The organism is Pseudoalteromonas umbrosa, assembly GCF_030125375.1.
In the GTDB taxonomy this organism is placed as follows: domain Bacteria; phylum Pseudomonadota; class Gammaproteobacteria; order Enterobacterales; family Alteromonadaceae; genus Pseudoalteromonas; species Pseudoalteromonas umbrosa.
Window position 1 is genome coordinate 161,579 of the sequence record NZ_JASJUU010000004.1, and the last position, 17,883, is coordinate 179,461.

Below are 17,883 nucleotides of genomic sequence, written 5' to 3' on the forward strand. Positions count from 1 at the left end.
TAGTAAAAGAGTGACAGCTCTTAAAGTGCCTGTTCAGTGTTATATCCTGCCTATTCATCTCATTTTATTCATTCGACTTGGTAATGAAAAATCATTAGTATTTTGGTGGGTTAATTACAAGGAGACAGTAATAATGGCGGAACAGACGATCCCATTTAATATTAAAACCAAATGTTTATTCTCAGCACTTGCTGAGCATGTTTTCGTGTTTATAGGCATTTTGGCGTTTTTCGCCTCAGGTGTACTGCTAATTTACATAGGCTGGACTGATGATGAGGGTATCATTATCTTGCCAGTTTTTGCGGGCTCTGTATTTACGTGTGTTAGCTTCTTTATAGTGAAGTTATCAGGTTTATCAAGCATTTGTTATTACTACAACAAAAAGCTCTGTGAACTCTGTGGTATTGATTTTCGTGCTGTGATCACGGATAAGCGGGAAGAGGTAAATTCGTATATTGAAGAAGTCGACGGACGTAAAATAGAGAAAGAAGAAGTCTTTTACTTCGTCGGCTTTAAATATCAGTATAAAGGGGAACACAGCAGTGAGTTTGTGTTGGACAGTGAAACTTTATACAGCAAATTATCCGCAGGAGACAACTTACCAATCAAGGTGCTGAAAAACCAGCCAGAGACTGCCTTTCCTGAGCTAGTGAAGCTTGGTAAAGCATACAACTTAAAAGCTGAAGAGTGTTATTAGCGCCAGTATTGATAGTCTGAAATAAGTGTTAAAAAAGGTTAGGGCTCACTTTATTCCCTAACCTTTTGTGTTTTCAAGCAGCTCACCTTATCTTTTTGGCAGCACTAGCTGAGGTAATGGCAGGTTTATTGGCGCTTTGCTTGTGTGGCGACCAGCTAAAAAGACTTTCATACGGGCAAGCACTTCCGGTGAGCTGGTATACAAGTTATGTCCAGCATGATTGACTGTGATATGGGTGAGGTTGCTAAGGCCCTTTACTGCTTGTGCTTGTGAGTCTGGATAGGTACGACCATCTAGGCTCCCAGAAAATAGCAAGGTTGGGATTGAGGATTGCACCTCTGTTCTGAATTCATCACCTAAATCAAGCTGGCTATCTAGCATGTTCAAGTGTGGCATAGGGAAGTTCAATTGCTCTGCCAGCAGTGATGTACGTGCTTGTTGCTTAACTTGTGCTAAACGCTCAGCGGAGATCCCTGATGCAATATCCATTGCCAGTGGCATCAGCTTAAATGTGATGGGCTCATCGTTAAACATACCACGTTGAAGGACAGCACTTAATAGCTCAGTATCGCCATTATCTAACCCGAGATAAATATGCAGCAGTATTGCTAAGAAGTGATTAGGGTCCGCTATCATTTTACTGGCCAGTGTTTGCAGGTGATGAGTTTGAAAAAGTAATTTGGTAACAGAACCATCTCTATTTTGTATGGCAAGCTGCATGGGCGTTTCATCTAATTTTGCATGTACTCGTTTGATCAATGCAGGCAAGTTAGGTATGCCCGTTTTTAGTGCTTGTTGATCTATGACTGTTTGTAACTTTTTGAAATAGAGGTCTGTTAGCGCTGGGAGCTTGACGGTTTGATTCAGCCCTTCCGCACTGGCCATGATCACCTTATCAATGTGCTTTGGCATCAGTTTCATGGCGGCCAGGGCTAAGTGACTGCCATATGAAATGCCCCACAGTGTTACTGTATCAGCATGTAAATGCTTGCGTATATCATCTATGTCTAGCGCATTTTGAATCGTGTTATATCCATAAACATCAAGACCTTGTGATTTCCATGACGCAAGACATTCGTTTGCTGCAGCACGGTAGCTTTGGGTAATTTGCGCTGAGCTACTGGGTTTATCTAACGGGATTTTATAGTTTGATACGCAAGGTGCAGCCTGCTCAGAGAGGCCTGTGCCTCTTTGATCTAAGGCTATCACATCGCCAAATTCTCTGAGTGCTTGAAATAGTGGATAGCGTCGCCATTTTGCCGTGCCAATACCTGAACCACCGGGGCCCCCTGACAAGTAAATAATGGGTGGGCCTGATAGTTCACCGGTGGCTGGAAAGCGGACATAGTTGATCCTAATTTTACGGCTATGTGGATTTGCTCTATTTTCTGGGACCCATAAGTGACCTTCAACGGCATCCGTTGTCTCACCACTGCTTGCTTTGAATTGAATTTGTTTTTCGTTTTCATAAAGCTGTACATTGGTTGTTTGTTCATCTGCGGTGTTATAAAAGCTACAAGCCAATGTTAAAGTGGCTACTAAATGATGTGTAAATCGCATAAGATTGCTCCTGTATTGGTCTGTGCTTATTAAACGCAATAGATACTTTACTGGATAGCAAACTTCTTTGAATGGCCCTAAATTAAAGGGCTACAGGTTAAGCGGTAGTGAATTTTCGGTAAGTGGTATAAGGAAAAACAAGCGGTTGTGAATAGTCATTCTATATTTTATCTGGTGTTGTTATGGTTTGTGAGTGGCGTAGTCAATTTTGCTTATGGCGATCAACAGCTGGTGCCTTTTTCTCGAAGTATGGAAGCGACGGTTTGTCCATTTACCTCTTCTAATCCTCCTGATTTTTTAAGTCCGCAATGTAAAAGCACGCAATTATCAAAACTTGACCCGCAAAACCAAGCTATCTGGGTGAAATTACAATTTGAGCGCACACCAAGGATGGAAGAACTTGCGCCGCCTTACGGGTTATTTATATTTGCTAAAGCGGCGTCTCGTGTTTATCTCAACGGGGTGTTTATTGGGCAAAATGGTCTGCCTGCTTTGGATAAATCAGAGCAAGCAGGAAAAATGGATGAGGTTTTGTATATCCCTGAGCACTTGTTAAAGGCGCAAAATACACTGGTTCTAGCACTGTCGGCTCAGCATAGTTTAATCTCTCTCGATTATCCCATTCATTACATAGGTATTGGCCAATTTGGCGATCCTAAGCAATATATTCAATCATTTAGCAGTCTAGGTTTGATTTTAGTAGGAGCTTTTTTACTCGGCGCTTTGTATTTTTTGAGTATCAGTTTTAGACAGCAGGGAAGGCGAAACTTTAAATTATTTTCTGCGTTATGTTTGCTTGGTGCAATGCAGCTGAGTGCCGAGATGTCTCGTGGATTATTTAATTACGATTACCCTTGGCAAGACATCCGGTTACTTTTAGTGTCAGGGTTGTCGTTTTTATTTGGCATGGTTTTATTGGTTTATAGTTCGTTTAAAGTCGCTGGCAGTCGAGCTTGGCATTGGATTTATATCGGTGGTTTTTCATCTTTAACTATCTTCGTATTTGCACCGGGCTTTGATGTTAAGACCACCGCGGGCATATTTGTTCCCTTGCTGATTAGTTTGCTGCAAATTGCGGTATTTTGGCGACAAAGCCGCGAACAATCGCTGTTAGTTTGGTTTGGTGTTCAGTGTGTGGTTGCTGTGACCATTTGTATTGCGACTGTCAGCTTTCATGAAATTATCTATTTTGTGATCATTGCTTTATTGCTAGCCTACCTGTTTGTACGACAGGCAAGGGAGTATAACGCGCAACAACTTCAGAGTGCACTTGATCAGACCCACATCGCAAAGTTGGAGTTTAAACTTGCTCAGAATGTGCAAGAGAATACTCCTACCAAGCTTGAATTGTCGGTGGCAGGTAAAACAGATTACGTCACGATGACGAGTATTGTTTATTGCAAAGCGGCTGGTGATTATGTTGAGCTATATATGAAAGGCGGTACTGAGAAGCTCTATTCGGGAACCCTAAAGCAGCTAGAGTCTGTTTTGCCGTCAATTTTTGTGAAAACGCATCGCTCATATCTGGTTAATTTAAACGAGGTAGTCACACTAGGCGGTTCAAGTAACCAGCATGTATTATCGCTCAGTGGTGGCGAGTCTGTGCCCGTAAGCCGCCGCTTGGTACCCAGTGTACGGGCAACACTCAAGGAGTCAGTGAATTAGGGGGAAATGTAATGGTTCGGTTTGTAAGTATGAAATTTCAGTTCAAGAAAGGGCTTTGACTATTCATGCTTTCAATAACAAGGCTGATCTTTTCTCATTAAGTTACACCAGCAAATATGGTGAGTTGACGAGCATCGCCTCGATCAAAATAGTGAATGGAGGGTCTGGTACTACATACACCCCGTAGAGACAAAGTGATCTCTAGGAGTGATGTGTAGGTTGGCTTTAATGCTGCACTTTAGTGTTGTGTGAGTTAACACGTTTGCTATGCTTTTCTTATCGCTATAGGCTTCTTAATACTAATATTACAGCAAGTTTTTACTTTTTAATTGTGATTCTAGTGCGGCTTCGTTAAATCCTCTGATCAAGCCATCAGAGACTAAAATAATGGGCAAGACTTCGCCTTCCAATGCTTCAAACTCTTTCAGTGCTTCGGGGTTTTTCTCTATATCTACCTTGATAAATTCGACTTTACGATTCACTAAATATTCGGTTGCTTTTTTACAAAAAGGGCACCATTGAGTTGTATATAGCTTCACTGGTGTTTCATCATTTATCCCGTAGACTGCATAATCGCCCTTTTCTATTTGTTGACAAGCAAAAATGTTTTGTACTGCTTGCAAGCCATAAGTACCGCCGAACCAGCCGAGCCCTAAAGTTACTGAAAATAAGGCGAGGTATTTTATTATATTCATTAGGTTGCCTATTTATGAATAAATGAGCGATAACGACTGTTACCGCTCTAGGTCATGCGTATTACGCACAATCACTCATGCACTGTGCTTTGATAGTGCGACAGTTATAACCAGGTGTACCACCCCATTGACATACATAAGCTTGGTAGCCACAGTAATTTTCTAACGTACCAAAGCCTTTCCAGTTACATCCATTGGTGTAATTAGCAAAGTTACTTGCTGATACTGCAAGTGATGTACCCAGTCCCATTGCTGCGCCAATCACAGCCATTGCTATTTTTTTATTCATGTTATTTCCTTTATCATTATTTTATGTGAACGAAATTTGTTCACCTTTTCAAAGGTAATATTGCTATGCAATTGGAGTCAATAATAACTTTAAATGTTAGGTTGATTGATTTTCAACCAGAACTTTTTACATGTAAAATGTGGACTTGAAGTGAAAAATACTAATTTTTAGCTCATAGGTATGACATTATTCATTGAACGCAAGTAGCCTATGAATTTATCAGGCTACTGTATTCATACATGAGTGTGATAAATGTAAATGAGCGATCTGCTAGTTTATCGCTCGGGTCATGTTTATGCACAATCAATCATACATTGTGCTTTAATAGTGCGACAGTTGTGTCCAGGTGTGCCTCCCCATTGGCAAACATAAGCTTGGTAGCCACAGTATGCTTCTAACGTGCCATGTACCTGCCAATTGCAGCCATGCGTATAACCATGACCATTACTTGCAAGTACTGCTATCGAAGTACCTAACCCCATTGCTAGGCCTACCACAGTGGTTGCTATTTTTTTGTTCATTGCATTTCCTTTATCATTTTATTTTTGCTTGAAAATTAATCTGAGTGTGTATCTAACCGTGCTGCGCGTTTCTTAGCAATTCAAATTAGTCATGTCAGAAGTGATAAATATTCAGGTATCTAGCATGTGCCATGTGTGTTTTTGAATAATAATTAATTCATCAAGCCTTGATAAGGTTATAAGATGCAAGTGGAGTTTGCTCGAAAATAATCTAAAAGCACTGTTTTTAAATGTATGTAGAGTGTTTTTAAGATTATTGAATAGTGTGTGCTTATCTTTTTGTTGGAATTAAAATTCAAAATATAAGAATAAAAATTCTTTTATTTTGAGTTTCAATTCTCTATGATAAAGCTCTGTGTGTTTGTAATTTTGTCAGTACTTAAAAGGTAACTAGCTCGTGCGTACTACTGAACTTGTCGATGGTTTTCGTCAATCTACCCCCTATGTTAATGCTCACCGAGGCAAGACATTTGTTGTTATGTTAGGTGGTGAGGCCGTAGATCAGCCTGGTTATCGCAGTATCATTAATGATGTGGCGTTATTAACTAGTTTAGGTATCAAAATTGTGTTGGTGTTTGGGGCAAGACCCCAATTTGATACTGCATTGGCTAATGCGGGGATACACAGTGAATTTCATAACCAAATCCGAGTTACTGACGGTGACTCTTTGCAAATTATCAAGCAAGTCAGTGGTGCAATGCAGCTCGATATTACCGCAATGTTGTCAATGTCATTAAGTAGCACACCTATGTCGGGCACATCACTGAATGTTGTCAGTGGTAATTTTGTGATTGCGCAACCGATAGGCATCGATGAGGGAGTTGATTATCACCACTCAGGCCGCGTAAGGCGTATTGATGTAGAGGGGATTCGTCATCAGCTGGACAACAATAGTATTGTTTTACTTGGTCCTATTTCTGCCTCTGTGACGGGAGAGAGCTTCAACTTAACCGCAGAAGAAATAGCAACTCAAGTTGCTCTGCGTCTTGATGCAGACAAAATGCTGGGGTTCTGTCACGAAGCGGGCATCTTAGATGAGCACGGTGAAGCCGTCGCTGAATTAATGCCTAATGAAGCAGAAAAGCTGTTAGCCACAGAGCATGGGGGTAATTCACCCTGTAAAAGCGCAGCAGTATTTTTGCATGCCGCGATTGATGCATGTCGCGGTGGGGTGCACCGCTGCCATCTTGTTAGCTATCGAGAAGATGGTGCTCTGCTACAAGAGCTGTTTTCTCTAGATGGGATAGGCACACAGATAGCGCCGCAAAGCTCTGAGCAGTTGAGAAGTGCGACCATTTCAGACATTAACGGCGTGCTGAATTTACTTCGCCCTCTGGAAGAGCAAGGGTATTTAGTCAGGCGATCTCGAGAGCAACTTGAGATGGAGATTGAGCAATTTACGGTAATTGAGCGGGATGGGGTGATCATTGCTTGCGCTGCACTTTATCCATTTCCTGAAGAGCAGGTGGGAGAATTTGCCAGTTTAGCTGTTCATCCACAATATCGTGATGCTGACAGAGGCAGCTTTTTGCTACGCTCTGTAATTAATAAAGCGCGCCGCAAAGGCTATAGAGCTTTATTTGCGCTCACTACGCGCAGTATTCACTGGTTTTTAGAGCAGGGTTTTGACTGTGCTAGTATTGAAGACTTACCTGCTAAGAAAAAGTCTCTATACAATTATCAACGGCGCTCTAAAGTTTTGAAGTTAGACTTAACTCGGTTACCTAAAAACAGAGAAAGAGTATGAAAAAGGGGCATAATTAGCCCCTTTTACGCCAATATGCATGCACTGAGTTTATTGCTCAATAAACATGTCTTCCATTTTTAATCCGGTGAGCTTTTTCAGAGAATTAATTAAGTAATACAGGGCAACAAAGAAAATCACCATGGTAGGCAGTACGATAACCGGATAACTTAATGCAGTCATGCGACCCAGTTCGTTGTTATAGGCTTCGGTGCCTGCTGGACTGACTACAATCATTTTTGCGAGTACATAGTTCAGTATTGATGATAAAAAGAATGAGCCTGCCAAAATATTTGATGCAACAATTTGCACTTTAGGCAATTTGTCTAGATTCCCTTTTTCTTTTAATGCTGAGTCAATTTTGGGGATGTCCATGACATTTTCATTAAACAGCATGGTTTTTAATAACGGGTACTTAGTATATTGGCTGACCACAATTGCGACGCCAATGACTCCAGGTATCAGTGCTTCTTTGATGGCGATGTATTTAGCATCGAGTTCGAGCAAGCTTATGCCACCAGTTAATAGTACAGAGACTATCCCTAAGCCCGAAATAAAATTAAATTTGCCTGTTTTTTTACGTTCCCATAAACCAAAACCGACCGGAAAGGCCAAAGCAACGATGACACCAAGAGACGGCCCTAGATGTTCTTCTCCGGAAAATCGCGTCAGGATCACAACAGGGAGTATGATGTTAAAAAGCATCTGACTAAAGAAGCCAGAAGGTTTATTCTCAGGTTCAGCCATTACAACCTCAAAGATAAATGCATTAATGGCCATGAGTTTACGGCAAGAGAGGGTTGCGCGGCAATCCCAATAGTCGATTGTCATGCTCTAATCGTGCTTTTTAGCTGTTTTGATACTCACATGTGAATACTGAAGTGGCTGGTGTACATAATGCGGGATATAATGGCCGTTATTACCGATGTGCTTGTGTTATCAATGCAATATTAAGTAGTGATAGCTAATGAGCAAAAGAGAGTATTAAGAGAGTAAATAGGTATGATCACAGATCAAGATGAAATAACGAGTTTAGCAGAATTAGAAGCGTTTTTACTGCTGGTTGAAAGCGGCGGTTTAGGTTTAGAAAACGTCGAAGGAGTTGCATTAGCAACTCATAATAGCAACGGTCGTCCATTTGTTGCCGTGCTTGATGATAAGCATCAGCTCTTATTGGGTCGTTGGGTTACCCAAGACGTATTTGAAAATGGTAAAGACTTGGTGCGCATTGGGCCTAAAAAGCGCCATTAAACGCCACTTTCAGGCGACAATAAGCAAGGGTAGCTAGCTCCCCTTGCAGTAAAACTATTCTGCTTCAATAAAGTTTATTTTCTTCATGTTGATCTCTAGTATGCTTTTTCTTCGCGATACTAAAAATGTCACTTTTTAACTGTTCAATTACTAAAACCTTTTAATTTTGTTAATGATTTTATTGGCTTGTTCTGAATTGGGCATATTCAATATTGGTTTTTTAATGGGGCGGAAAGCGAAAAATACGTTATTAAAAAAATTTATACATCAAGCTTAGTTGTTTAATTTTATATATCGTATTTCAGTATTATTTCGACTCGATAATAAGTCAGCTCAACTAAAAATTTTCTCAATTGAGCAAAAATTGAGTAGAATATCGCCTTTGTACCTTGCAAAAGTACAGCTAATTATAAATTTTTTAATACTAAGGAGGTTAAGTGTCGGCTACTGATACAGCAAAAATGAATGGCGGTGGGGTGATATCATTCATTGAAAAAGCAGGTAAAAAAATTCCAGACCCTATCATTATTTTTATGTGGTTTATTGTTGGTGCATTTGCGCTGACGGCTATGATCGGCGGGTTAACATTTGAAATCCAAGGTGCCGATGGGAGCCCAATCACGCATACCATCAAAAATATGACTGATGCTGAACATGTTGTTTGGTTTTTTGATAATGCATTACTGCAAAACTGGCTAGGCTTTGGCAATGGCATTTTAGGCGTAATCCTAATTGTTATGCTGGGTGTAGGTGTTGCAGAAAGCTCAGGGCTGTTTAATGCGATTATCAAAAAACTAGGTACTCGTCTAAAAGACACTTACTTAGCACCTGCTTTGATTTTTTTGGGGATCATGAGTTCCATTGCAACCGACGCTGGCTACTTAATTTTAATCCCATTGGCAGGCTTACTCTATACAGGGCTTGGAAAGAATCCGTTAATTGGGATGGCGGCAGCATTTGCCGGTGTGTCAGCAGGTTTTAGTGCTAACTTGATCCCAGCTACGCCGGTTGATGTGATAATTGGTTTGAATGCGCAAATCTTTGCAGAGTCTCAAGGCGTGCCATTTGAGTCTTCTACAGGTGAGGCTCTTACGCCAGCTACTATGCATTATTACTTTATTTTTGTATCTACTTTCATGTTGGTAGGTATTGGTGCATGGGTCACGAAAAAATTTGTTGAGCCAAGATTTAAAAATGTGCCTTATGAATTACCAGAGGGCATGGACCTATCAAACTTTGCTGTAACTGAAGAAGAAAAAAAAGGGTTAAGAGCGGCGTTTTGGGGCTTGTTGTTATCGCTTGGGCTTGTTGTTGCACTTGCTTTAGGGCCACTGGCACCATACGAAACGGCTTCAGGTAAAGTTGTCACACCTTATTTGAATAATGTCATCCTATTGATCACCTTAGTTTTTACCATTGTTGGTGCTGCATTTGGTGTGGCAACAGGTAAATTCAAGAGCTTGATGGATGTAGTGCAAGCGATGATCGCGCAAATGAACACCATGGGTTACATCCTAGTGCTGACATTCTTTTGTTATAACTTTTTGGGTATTTTAGGGTATTCAGGTTTAGGCACTTATATTACCTATATTGGTGCAAGTGGCTTATCAGCACTTGGCTTACAAGAGTTCCCAATCCTACTTATTATCGGCTTTGTGATCACCACGGGTCTGATCAACTTGTTTGTTGGTGGGTTAACCTCTAAATGGATGTTACTTGGTCCTATCTTCGTTCCAATGTTGTATCAAGTAAACCCAGCGATGACGCCAGATCTGGTTGCTGCGGCTTACCGTGTTGCAGACTCCTCAACGAATATCATTACACCTATGATGACTTATGCTGGGGTTATTTTAGCCTTTATGCGTAAGTACAAGCCTGATTTGAGCTTTGGTGACGTGATCATGATGATGGTTCCTTATTCAGTTGCGTTTTTACTGTTTTGGACATCACTACTAGTTGGTTTCTTTGCATTTAATATCCCGCTAGGTTTCTAACTCTTTCTATTTTCAGTGCAGTGGCACCGCTGCTGCACTGCTTTTCAATATAAATATTGATTTTTCTTACTTTAAGACTCTTAATCAGCTAGACATTAATTAATCTAAATTTGTAAGTGGTAATGATTTGCGTTAGCATTTGTTCACGTTTAAGTTTAGGTATTTGATATGAGAAAAGAACGGCCGACTAACTTGGCGATCCAGACAATGGCGCTACCTATTACAGCCTATGCGTCTATTTTGCATCGCGTCAGTGGTGTTATCGTATGGGCTGCTTTGGTTGCTTTGTTGCCACTATTAATTTTTGCAATTCAATCGCAAGATAACTTCAATACGTTATCAGTCTTGTTCACTGAGAACTTTCTTGCACAGTTTATCGTGTGGGGGTTGCTTACTGCACTAGGCTACTATTGCCTAGGTACAGTGAAGCATATCATTCAAGAGTTTGGTTACTGTGAAGAGCTGGCAAGTGGCTGCATGATTTCTCGTGTCGCTATCGGTCTTGGTATTGTTTTGAGTGTTGGAATTGGAGTGTGGATATGGCTATAACTGGAATTGCGCGCTCAGGGACTAAACAGTGGGTATTGCAACGCTGTAGTAATGCTTTAATTGTTTTATATACGTTGATTTTGATAGGGCTTTTGGTCAATCAGCCAGTTACCGATCATCAAAGTTTGCTGGCTTTTTTTGAGCCTATTTGGTTCAAAGTTGCGACCACGTTATGTGTCATTATTTTTGCTTTGAATGGCATACTAGCTGGATGGCAAATTGCGGGTGACTATGTGAAAAGTGCAGGTGTATATAAGCTATTTAATACGCTTTGCGTTGTATTGAGTTTCACCATTATTGTTACTGGCGTTAAGCTACTTTGGCTTTAAGCCTTATTGAGAGTGCTCTTCTTCTAGTGAGAAGAGCAAATCTAATGCCGGTAATAACACGCTAACGGCTAATAAAGCGGCGCATAATGCCCATGCATAATTGAGTTCGGTATGGGTTTTTATTAGCCCTGATACACAAGTACTGAGCCAAAAAGTATTGATCAGCATAATGCTAAAGTTAGGCTTCAATGGCTTTGCACAGTATTTACACGTCAATGGCTCTCGGTTAAGCAATGCCAGTCTATCACTCAGCTTGAGTGGTTTGTTGCAACATGGGCAAGTTCGAGTAGCAAAATCTTTAATCATACGCGTAGGTTTGAATGATAATTGTTATCATTAAAGTCTACGCGTATTGCATCTGAATTAAAACCCCTAACAAGGATATATTTGGCTTTGTGCCCGGTCACCATGAGCACATACGCCAGAGTGTAAATAAAGGTTGAGAGGGTAAGTCGCAAAAGTAAGTTAATTTGCTGCAAACTTCCCTGTTTGCAGTAGAAGAAATTAGATCAGACTCATTAACGCGCCCGCCGACATGAAAGTGACTACCAACCAGATAATGGGCAGTTTTATTTGCTTCATTAAGAAAAAGCCAACAAGTACCAACGCGATATCGATAGGCGTCAATACTGCACTGATAAACACAGGTTGATATAAAGCCGCAGCTAATAGTCCTACAACCGCAGCGTTAACGCCAGTGAGTGCACCTGCTACTTTTGGTTTTTGTGCCAGTGCCTGCCAGTTTTTTAGCACCGCGAGCAGCAGTAAAAAGCCAGGCAAAAAGACCGCGATGGTTGCAATTAAAGCCCCCATAATTGGACTGCTAGGCAGCAGCTCATAACCTATGTAGGTTGCAAAGGTAAACATGGGGCCTGGTACTGCTTGTGCGGCCGCATACCCAGTTAAAAAGGCATCTTGGCTAAGCTGATCGCCAACAATATTTTGCAGTAAAGGTAGGACAACATGGCCTCCACCAAATACTAAGCTACCCGCTTGATAAAAGTCATTAAATAAAGCAATTGACGGCAGAATATGTGCTGCGAGAGGCAATCCAACCAACAGCGCGATAAACAAGCACAGTGGTACATAGCTAGGTTTAAATGTGGTATTGACTTGCTCTGTTGCTGCATTTTTTAAATAGCAGGCACCAATAATGGCTGCGATGGATAGGAGCGCGATTTGCATCAAGATACTGGGTGCGATAAGCAAAGCAATGGCGGTGACTAAGCAGAGGCTAGTGGTGAGGGTGTTTTTACAAAAGTTTTTGTACATACCCCAAGCTGCATCAGCAACAACGACGACGGCTAATAGCTTTAAGCCATGGACAATGCTTTGAAATACATCGTGCTGTGTTACTTGGCTTGCCACCACTGCCAACCCGATCATGATTAATACAGAGGGCAGCGTGAAGCCTAAAAAGGCTGCGAGCGCACCGGACAGTCCGCCGCGTTTGTAACCGAGCGCAAAGCCTACTTGGCTAGAACCGGGACCTGGTAAGAACTGGCTTAAGGCAACAATTTGACCATATTCGTGGTCATCAAGCCATTTGAGCTTTTCGACAAAGGTTTGTCTAAAGTAGCCAATATGTGCTGCGGGTCCGCCGAAGCTAACCCAACCGAGCATAAAAAAGAGTTTAAATATGGTAAACATGTTTGGCACCGTGTTGGATGCTGCTGTTGAGAATGCCACTAGGTTAGAAAATGCATTATAATTAATCAAATTAATAGTATTAATTGTAAACATGAATAATATGGGATTAGGATGAGTTTTACAGATGTGCCGTGGCGCAATATCGATTTAAACCTACTGGTTGCTTTTGCTTATTTGTATCGATATCAAAGTGTGAGTATTGCCGCTGAAAAAAGCTATGTGAGCCAATCGGCAATGAGCCATAGCTTATCTCGATTACGCGCCTTGTTTAATGATGTATTATTTGAGCGCAAAGGGCATAAAATGATGGCCACAGAGCGCGCTCATCAATTAGCCCCCACGGTTAACAAGTTACTCGATTGTGTGAGTAATGACCTTTTAACCAGTGCCCCATTTGATCCTGCTGACTATGACGGCATTTGTCGTATTGGCCTCACTGATTATGCTGAGTTTATATTTGCTCCAACCATTTTTGATGCTATCAGATTACAGGCACCAAAGGCGCAGGTAAGCTTTGTGAATGTCAATCGCAGTAATTACCTTGCTTTGGCTGAGCAGGAAAAACTCGATATCGTCATTGGCAGCATTACTGCACCTGATCCCGCTTTTCAATCCCAGCATTTATACACAGAAAGTCATGTATGTATTGCCGATCCGCATTGCATTGCATTTGAGCAGGGTTTATCAAAATATGACTTTGCCAATATTGAACATGCGCTAGTTAGCCCTGATGGACGTCTAGCAACAGGGGTTGATGATACACTGCAAGCTGAGGGATTAAATCGTAAAGTTACGGTGGCAACACGAAATTTTATGACTATTCAAAGCTTGCTCAAAGGTCGTAAACTTATCGCCATTGTACCGAAGAAAATGGCTGATGTAGCTTGCGAGCAGAGCCTGCTGCGTTATTTTGACCCGCCGATAAGGGTGCCGGATTTTGATATTTCGATACTGTGGTTTCAACGCAAAAACAGTGATGATAAAAGCATATGGCTTAGATCTTTGTTGATCTCACTGATGGCACAGCAGTAACTGGCCGCCATATTGTATGGCGGCTTGTATTTTATTGCATGCGTTTAATGGTGATAAAACCGATGTGTTCGCCACTGTTAAAATGTACGCCCTCAGTGAAGTCTGTATCGCTTCTTTCGCTATTAAGCAAAGTAATTGGGGTTTGTGGATCTGCGGTTGAATCTGCTGCGCTAAACGTAGCGCCATTGTCACTACCTGCATCATACACTTTAAGCTGTATAGTTTGCTCGTCTATCCATTGGTTATCGTTAAAAAGTAATAGGCTATCTATCCCAATAAACCAATCCGGACTCGGTGCAACCATAGAGACAATGCTCAGGTGAGGATAAGTTTGGCTTGCCTCAAAGGTCAGCGTCACACTTTTACTGCCATTAGGGATCCCTGCTTCGTCAATTAGGTAACTTGAATTCCCAAGGTTTTGTATATCACTTATCTCGCTTTTAAGTAGCGTTTTAGACCCTGTTTCCGCCATGCTGACAATACCGGCACTTGCAGTACTGTCGCGTTGAAAAATACGCCCTTGATCATTGTGTGTTAATCCGATCATGGGAGAAAAATGGGTACCATTTGGGTAATTGGTTGGAAAAGTGGTTCGCTCCCAGGTTTGGGTAAATTTTAACTCATAAGTCACTGAGGTCGCAGCGGGAGCCGTACTTGAGGTATCCGAAGATGAAGTGGTTGAGGACGTCGTTGTCGTTGAGGCTGTGGTATTTTGTGATGCCGAATTATTGGTGGGCGATGAGGCAGGCGACGAGCTGCTGCTGCCTCCACATGCGGTTAATCCAAATACTATAAACAAAGATGCTAATTTAAGCGGATGTACCATAGTCAAATCCTCAAGCGGTGAAATTGTCATCTTTTCAACAGACCTTACAAAACGAGATCCACTTTCAAAGTTTTGTTCTTTTTTTGAACAAATTATTAAATCCTAATGGCGCTTTGCATGATCTCACGTCCCTCGGTTTCTACATACGTTAAAAATACGCTGGCGATGGGTGATAGTGTTTTGCGTTTGGTCCACGAGAATGACCATTTAGATCGAATGGGAAGTGACTCGACATTGATGACATTGACATCATGGATCTCACCAAAGGCTAGAGTATGAGAGGATAAAATAGAAACTCCAAGGCGTGATAACACGGAATGAATAATGGCTTCATTACTGGCAATGGTCATTTTTATGTTTGGCGTCACAGCTTGGTTTTTGAAAAATGCTTCTGTGGCGTAGCGGGTTCCCGAACCCGATTCTCGAATGAGGAAGTCCTCTTGGCAAAACTCTTCTAATGAGACGGTGTCTTTTTGGCTAAATGGATGAGAAGCGGGCGCAATGGCGACTAAGTCATTGGACATAAATTCAATGACTTCTAAATCTAGTCCTTCAGGCAGGTGGCTGAATACATAAAAGTCATCTAGTCCTTGCTCAAGGCGCTCAATGACTTGCTGTCTATTGGCCACCGTAAATTGAATATCTATGCCTGGATATCGTTCGCAAAAGGGCCCAAGTAAATGCGGGATAAAGTATTTAGCCGTGGTGACGCTGGATAGCCTTAACGTACCTGACTTGAGCCCTCGCAGGTTAGAGAGGTGCATGTCCAACTCTTCGCAACTTTGCAATATTTGTTTTGCCGTCGCAACGGTAGCAAGGCCTGCATCTGTAAATTTTAACTGCTTACCGACTTGCTCATAAAGCGGCAGGCCAATTGCTTCAGCCAGTTTTTTTAGCTGCATCGACACTGTTGGTTGAGTTAAAAACAGCTTTTCTGATGCCGCTTTGACACTACCGCCTTGGTGTAGTGCTAAGAGGATTTCAAGTTGTCTAAAAGTCCCGATATGGGCATGTAATCTTGAAGCCATATTGCAACTAAATCCTTAAATTAGAGTTTTATCTATGGTTGTCTTAGTTACTATCTATTTTTATCTATATTTTGACTTTTGTAAAATCCTCAAAAATACAGAGGAGAGAGTTATGACATTTAAAAGTTTGGCATTACCTTTAATAACGTGCTTAAGTCTGTTGGCATTTTCGTATTTGAGCAGTGTACTTGGTCATGGCAGTACGGGTTTTATTCTGCTGGCTATATCTATTTTCAGTTTTTCAATCGTCAGTTTGATACAGTCTTCACGTGAGAATCACACACTAATGCGCGCCTCGTCTCGCCAGTTAAAAGAGGCAAAGTAGGTCATGATAGATGCGGTCGTCGCTTTTTTTTTACTTGGGATCATTGCGCAATTATTAGGTGCAAAAATCCCCTTTCCTGATGGGTTATATAAAACACTCAGCCTTTTTTTGATGGTCGCGATTGGTCTAAAAGGCGGTATCGCATTACAGCAGCATGTCGATCCTGCGCTGTTAACCATGTCTATCGCCGTTGTGGCCTTTGGTTTATTGTTACCGCTCGTTGCCTACCCATTATTACGTTATTTTGGTCAGTTAGATAAAATTAATGCAGGCGCAATTGCTGCGCATTATGGCTCGGTCAGTGTGGCTACTTATGCTGTTGCTGTCGCTTTACTTGAAGCGGGCGATATCGCGTATGAAGCTTATTTCCCTTTGTTTGTGGTGTTGTTAGAGATGCCTGCGATCTTGGTTGGATTAGTACTCGCTAAAGGTAACTTGAAGGTCATAAACCGTGCCTTTATCAAAAAAGAGCTGGTGGCAAATCAGAGTATTTTACTCATGGTGGGCAGCTTGGTGATTGGCTTTGTTGGCGGCGATAGCGTACAAAAACTCACCCCATTTTTTGTTGAGCTATTTTCAGGTGTATTAGCGCTATTCTTATTAAAAATGGGCTTGGTGGCAGGTGAGCAATTAGGCACTTTAAAGAAGAACAGTTTGTTTTTAATTAGCTTTGCGATATTGATGCCGATGTTAGGTGGCTTAGCTGGGACTGGTTTGGGCGTGCTATTGGAGCTAAGCGCGGGAGGTATTGCACTGATGGCCGTATTGGGGGCGAGCGCTTCATATATTGCGGTACCTGCGGCAATGAAAGAGAGCTTACCTGAAGCCAATGCTGGCATGTCTATCACAGCGTCACTGGGTATCACGTTTCCATTCAATGTATTGTTGGGCGTACCATTTTTCATCGCTTTAGGACAATACCTTGGCGCTTAAGCGTTTAGCATTTTGATGCCAAAAGGGATTAATTAACGGTTTTATGCTGACGTCTTTCGGGCGTCAGTGTAAATTAGGCACACAGCAATGAAGAAAGTACTTTAGGTTAATACTTGTGCCGGAAAAAAACTTACTAAAAGCGGAGCGCGTAGCGTATATCTTGGCAGATTTACAAGCACGTTATCCAAAGCCTCCTATTCCTCTGGATCATAAAGACCCTTATACCTTGCTAGTGGCCGTTTTACTCTCTGCGCAATGTACTGATGAGCGCGTGAATCAGGTGACGCCATCGCTATGGCAGCTGGCAGATAATCCCTTTGATATGGCCAAGCAATCGGTTGAAGATATTAAGCAGATCATCCGTCCGTGTGGCTTATCGCCGCAAAAATCGAAAGCTATCAAAAAGCTTTCTGAAATCTTAGTTGCAGAATATGACGGCATTGTGCCCGAAGATATGGATGCATTGGAAACGCTACCTGGGGTGGGGCATAAAACGGCAGGGGTGGTGATGGCGCAGGCGTTTGGTGTCCCCGCTTTCCCTGTGGATACTCATATTCATCGCTTAGCCCAGCGCTGGGGATTGACCAATGGTAAAAACGTGGCGCAAACAGAAAAAGATTTAAAGCGACTGTTCCCTGAAGAATGCTGGAATGATCTGCATTTGCAGTTTATTTACTATGGCCGAGAATTTTGTACAGCCAGAGGCTGTGATGGTACTGTTTGCCCCATGTGCACGACTTGCTATCCTAATCGCAAGCGGCCTAAAGTGGTTAAAAAGCCTTAATTGTTTAGTCT

Annotated in this window: 20 protein-coding genes; 11 read left to right on the forward strand and 9 right to left on the reverse strand. The window is 41.8% G+C overall.

Annotated features, from left to right (window positions below; all coding sequences use genetic code 11):
* Positions 1-133 precede the first annotated feature (133 nt).
* Positions 134-697, forward strand: a complete 564-nt coding sequence (locus QNM16_RS15610) for a hypothetical protein (protein WP_284021372.1) — start codon at positions 134-136, stop codon at positions 695-697.
* A gap of 87 nt (positions 698-784) precedes the next feature.
* Here the strand turns inward: QNM16_RS15610 and QNM16_RS15615 are convergent, their stop codons facing one another.
* Positions 785-2,257, reverse strand: a complete 1,473-nt coding sequence (locus tag QNM16_RS15615; protein ID WP_284021373.1) for an alpha/beta fold hydrolase — start codon at positions 2,255-2,257, stop codon at positions 785-787.
* Between the two features lie 147 nt (positions 2,258-2,404).
* On the opposite strand from QNM16_RS15615, the gene QNM16_RS15620 reads away from it, so the two are divergent.
* A complete protein-coding gene (locus QNM16_RS15620) occupies positions 2,405-3,922 on the forward strand; it encodes a LytR/AlgR family response regulator transcription factor (protein WP_284021374.1) in 1,518 nt (505 codons plus the stop codon).
* A 305-nt stretch (positions 3,923-4,227) separates the two neighbouring features.
* On the opposite strand, the gene QNM16_RS15625 is transcribed toward QNM16_RS15620, so the two are convergent.
* From QNM16_RS15625 to QNM16_RS15635, 3 genes are all read right to left on the reverse strand, one after another.
* Positions 4,228-4,617: a glutaredoxin family protein gene (locus QNM16_RS15625; RefSeq protein WP_284021375.1), complete on the reverse strand. Its 390-nt coding sequence runs from the start codon at positions 4,615-4,617 to the stop codon at positions 4,228-4,230.
* Between the two features lie 61 nt (positions 4,618-4,678).
* Positions 4,679-4,906: a hypothetical protein gene (locus tag QNM16_RS15630; protein WP_284021376.1), complete on the reverse strand. Its 228-nt coding sequence runs from the start codon at positions 4,904-4,906 to the stop codon at positions 4,679-4,681.
* A 293-nt stretch (positions 4,907-5,199) separates the two neighbouring features.
* Positions 5,200-5,427 (reverse strand): hypothetical protein, encoded by a 228-nt coding sequence (locus QNM16_RS15635; RefSeq protein ID WP_284021377.1) that lies wholly within the window; start codon positions 5,425-5,427, stop codon positions 5,200-5,202.
* Between the two features lie 397 nt (positions 5,428-5,824).
* On the opposite strand from QNM16_RS15635, the gene argA reads away from it, so the two are divergent.
* Positions 5,825-7,174, forward strand: a complete 1,350-nt coding sequence (gene argA / locus QNM16_RS15640) for an amino-acid N-acetyltransferase (protein ID WP_284021378.1) — start codon at positions 5,825-5,827, stop codon at positions 7,172-7,174.
* A gap of 48 nt (positions 7,175-7,222) precedes the next feature.
* Here argA and QNM16_RS15645 read toward each other — a convergent pair whose 3' ends face one another.
* Positions 7,223-7,918 carry a VC0807 family protein gene (locus QNM16_RS15645; protein WP_284021630.1) on the reverse strand — a complete coding sequence of 232 codons (696 nt, stop codon included), beginning with the start codon at positions 7,916-7,918 and terminating at the stop codon, positions 7,223-7,225.
* A gap of 255 nt (positions 7,919-8,173) precedes the next feature.
* Between QNM16_RS15645 and QNM16_RS15650 the strand changes: the two genes are divergently transcribed.
* The 4 genes from QNM16_RS15650 to sdhD all read left to right on the forward strand — a co-directional run bounded on the left by QNM16_RS15650 (position 8,174) and on the right by sdhD (position 11,294).
* Positions 8,174-8,422 carry a hypothetical protein gene (locus QNM16_RS15650; RefSeq protein WP_284021379.1) on the forward strand — a complete coding sequence of 83 codons (249 nt, stop codon included), beginning with the start codon at positions 8,174-8,176 and terminating at the stop codon, positions 8,420-8,422.
* A gap of 437 nt (positions 8,423-8,859) precedes the next feature.
* Positions 8,860-10,416 (forward strand): AbgT family transporter, encoded by a 1,557-nt coding sequence (locus QNM16_RS15655; RefSeq protein WP_284021380.1) that lies wholly within the window; start codon positions 8,860-8,862, stop codon positions 10,414-10,416.
* A 168-nt stretch (positions 10,417-10,584) separates the two neighbouring features.
* Positions 10,585-10,965: a succinate dehydrogenase, cytochrome b556 subunit gene (gene sdhC, locus QNM16_RS15660; RefSeq protein WP_284021381.1), complete on the forward strand. Its 381-nt coding sequence runs from the start codon at positions 10,585-10,587 to the stop codon at positions 10,963-10,965.
* Positions 10,956-11,294, forward strand: coding sequence for a succinate dehydrogenase, hydrophobic membrane anchor protein (sdhD, locus tag QNM16_RS15665; RefSeq protein ID WP_284021382.1), 339 nt, complete (start codon positions 10,956-10,958; stop codon positions 11,292-11,294). Before sdhC ends, sdhD begins: the two co-directional genes overlap by 10 nt.
* Before the next feature lie 3 nt (positions 11,295-11,297).
* Here the strand turns inward: sdhD and QNM16_RS15670 are convergent, their stop codons facing one another.
* Entirely contained in the window at positions 11,298-11,600 is a 303-nt protein-coding gene (locus tag QNM16_RS15670; protein WP_284021383.1) for a hypothetical protein, read from the reverse strand.
* Between the two features lie 198 nt (positions 11,601-11,798).
* Positions 11,799-12,944, reverse strand: coding sequence for a chromate efflux transporter (gene chrA, locus QNM16_RS15675; RefSeq protein WP_284021384.1), 1,146 nt, complete (start codon positions 12,942-12,944; stop codon positions 11,799-11,801).
* 111 nt (positions 12,945-13,055) lie between these two features.
* Here chrA and QNM16_RS15680 point away from each other — a divergent pair, with 111 nt between their 5' ends.
* Positions 13,056-13,976: a LysR family transcriptional regulator gene (locus tag QNM16_RS15680; RefSeq protein WP_284021385.1), complete on the forward strand. Its 921-nt coding sequence runs from the start codon at positions 13,056-13,058 to the stop codon at positions 13,974-13,976.
* A 31-nt stretch (positions 13,977-14,007) separates the two neighbouring features.
* On the opposite strand, the gene QNM16_RS15685 is transcribed toward QNM16_RS15680, so the two are convergent.
* A complete protein-coding gene (locus QNM16_RS15685) occupies positions 14,008-14,832 on the reverse strand; it encodes a spondin domain-containing protein (RefSeq protein WP_284021386.1) in 825 nt (274 codons plus the stop codon).
* Positions 14,833-14,897: 65 nt separating this feature from the next.
* Positions 14,898-15,830: a LysR family transcriptional regulator gene (locus QNM16_RS15690; protein ID WP_284021387.1), complete on the reverse strand. Its 933-nt coding sequence runs from the start codon at positions 15,828-15,830 to the stop codon at positions 14,898-14,900.
* A gap of 112 nt (positions 15,831-15,942) precedes the next feature.
* Here QNM16_RS15690 and QNM16_RS15695 point away from each other — a divergent pair, with 112 nt between their 5' ends.
* From QNM16_RS15695 to nth, 3 genes are all read left to right on the forward strand, one after another.
* Positions 15,943-16,155 carry a hypothetical protein gene (locus QNM16_RS15695; RefSeq protein WP_284021388.1) on the forward strand — a complete coding sequence of 71 codons (213 nt, stop codon included), beginning with the start codon at positions 15,943-15,945 and terminating at the stop codon, positions 16,153-16,155.
* 3 nt (positions 16,156-16,158) lie between these two features.
* A complete protein-coding gene (locus QNM16_RS15700; protein ID WP_284021389.1) occupies positions 16,159-17,088 on the forward strand; it encodes a sodium-dependent bicarbonate transport family permease in 930 nt (309 codons plus the stop codon).
* 115 nt (positions 17,089-17,203) lie between these two features.
* On the forward strand, positions 17,204-17,872 hold the full coding sequence (gene nth, locus QNM16_RS15705; RefSeq protein ID WP_284021390.1) for an endonuclease III: 669 nt from the start codon (positions 17,204-17,206) through the stop codon (positions 17,870-17,872).
* Positions 17,873-17,883 lie beyond the last annotated feature (11 nt).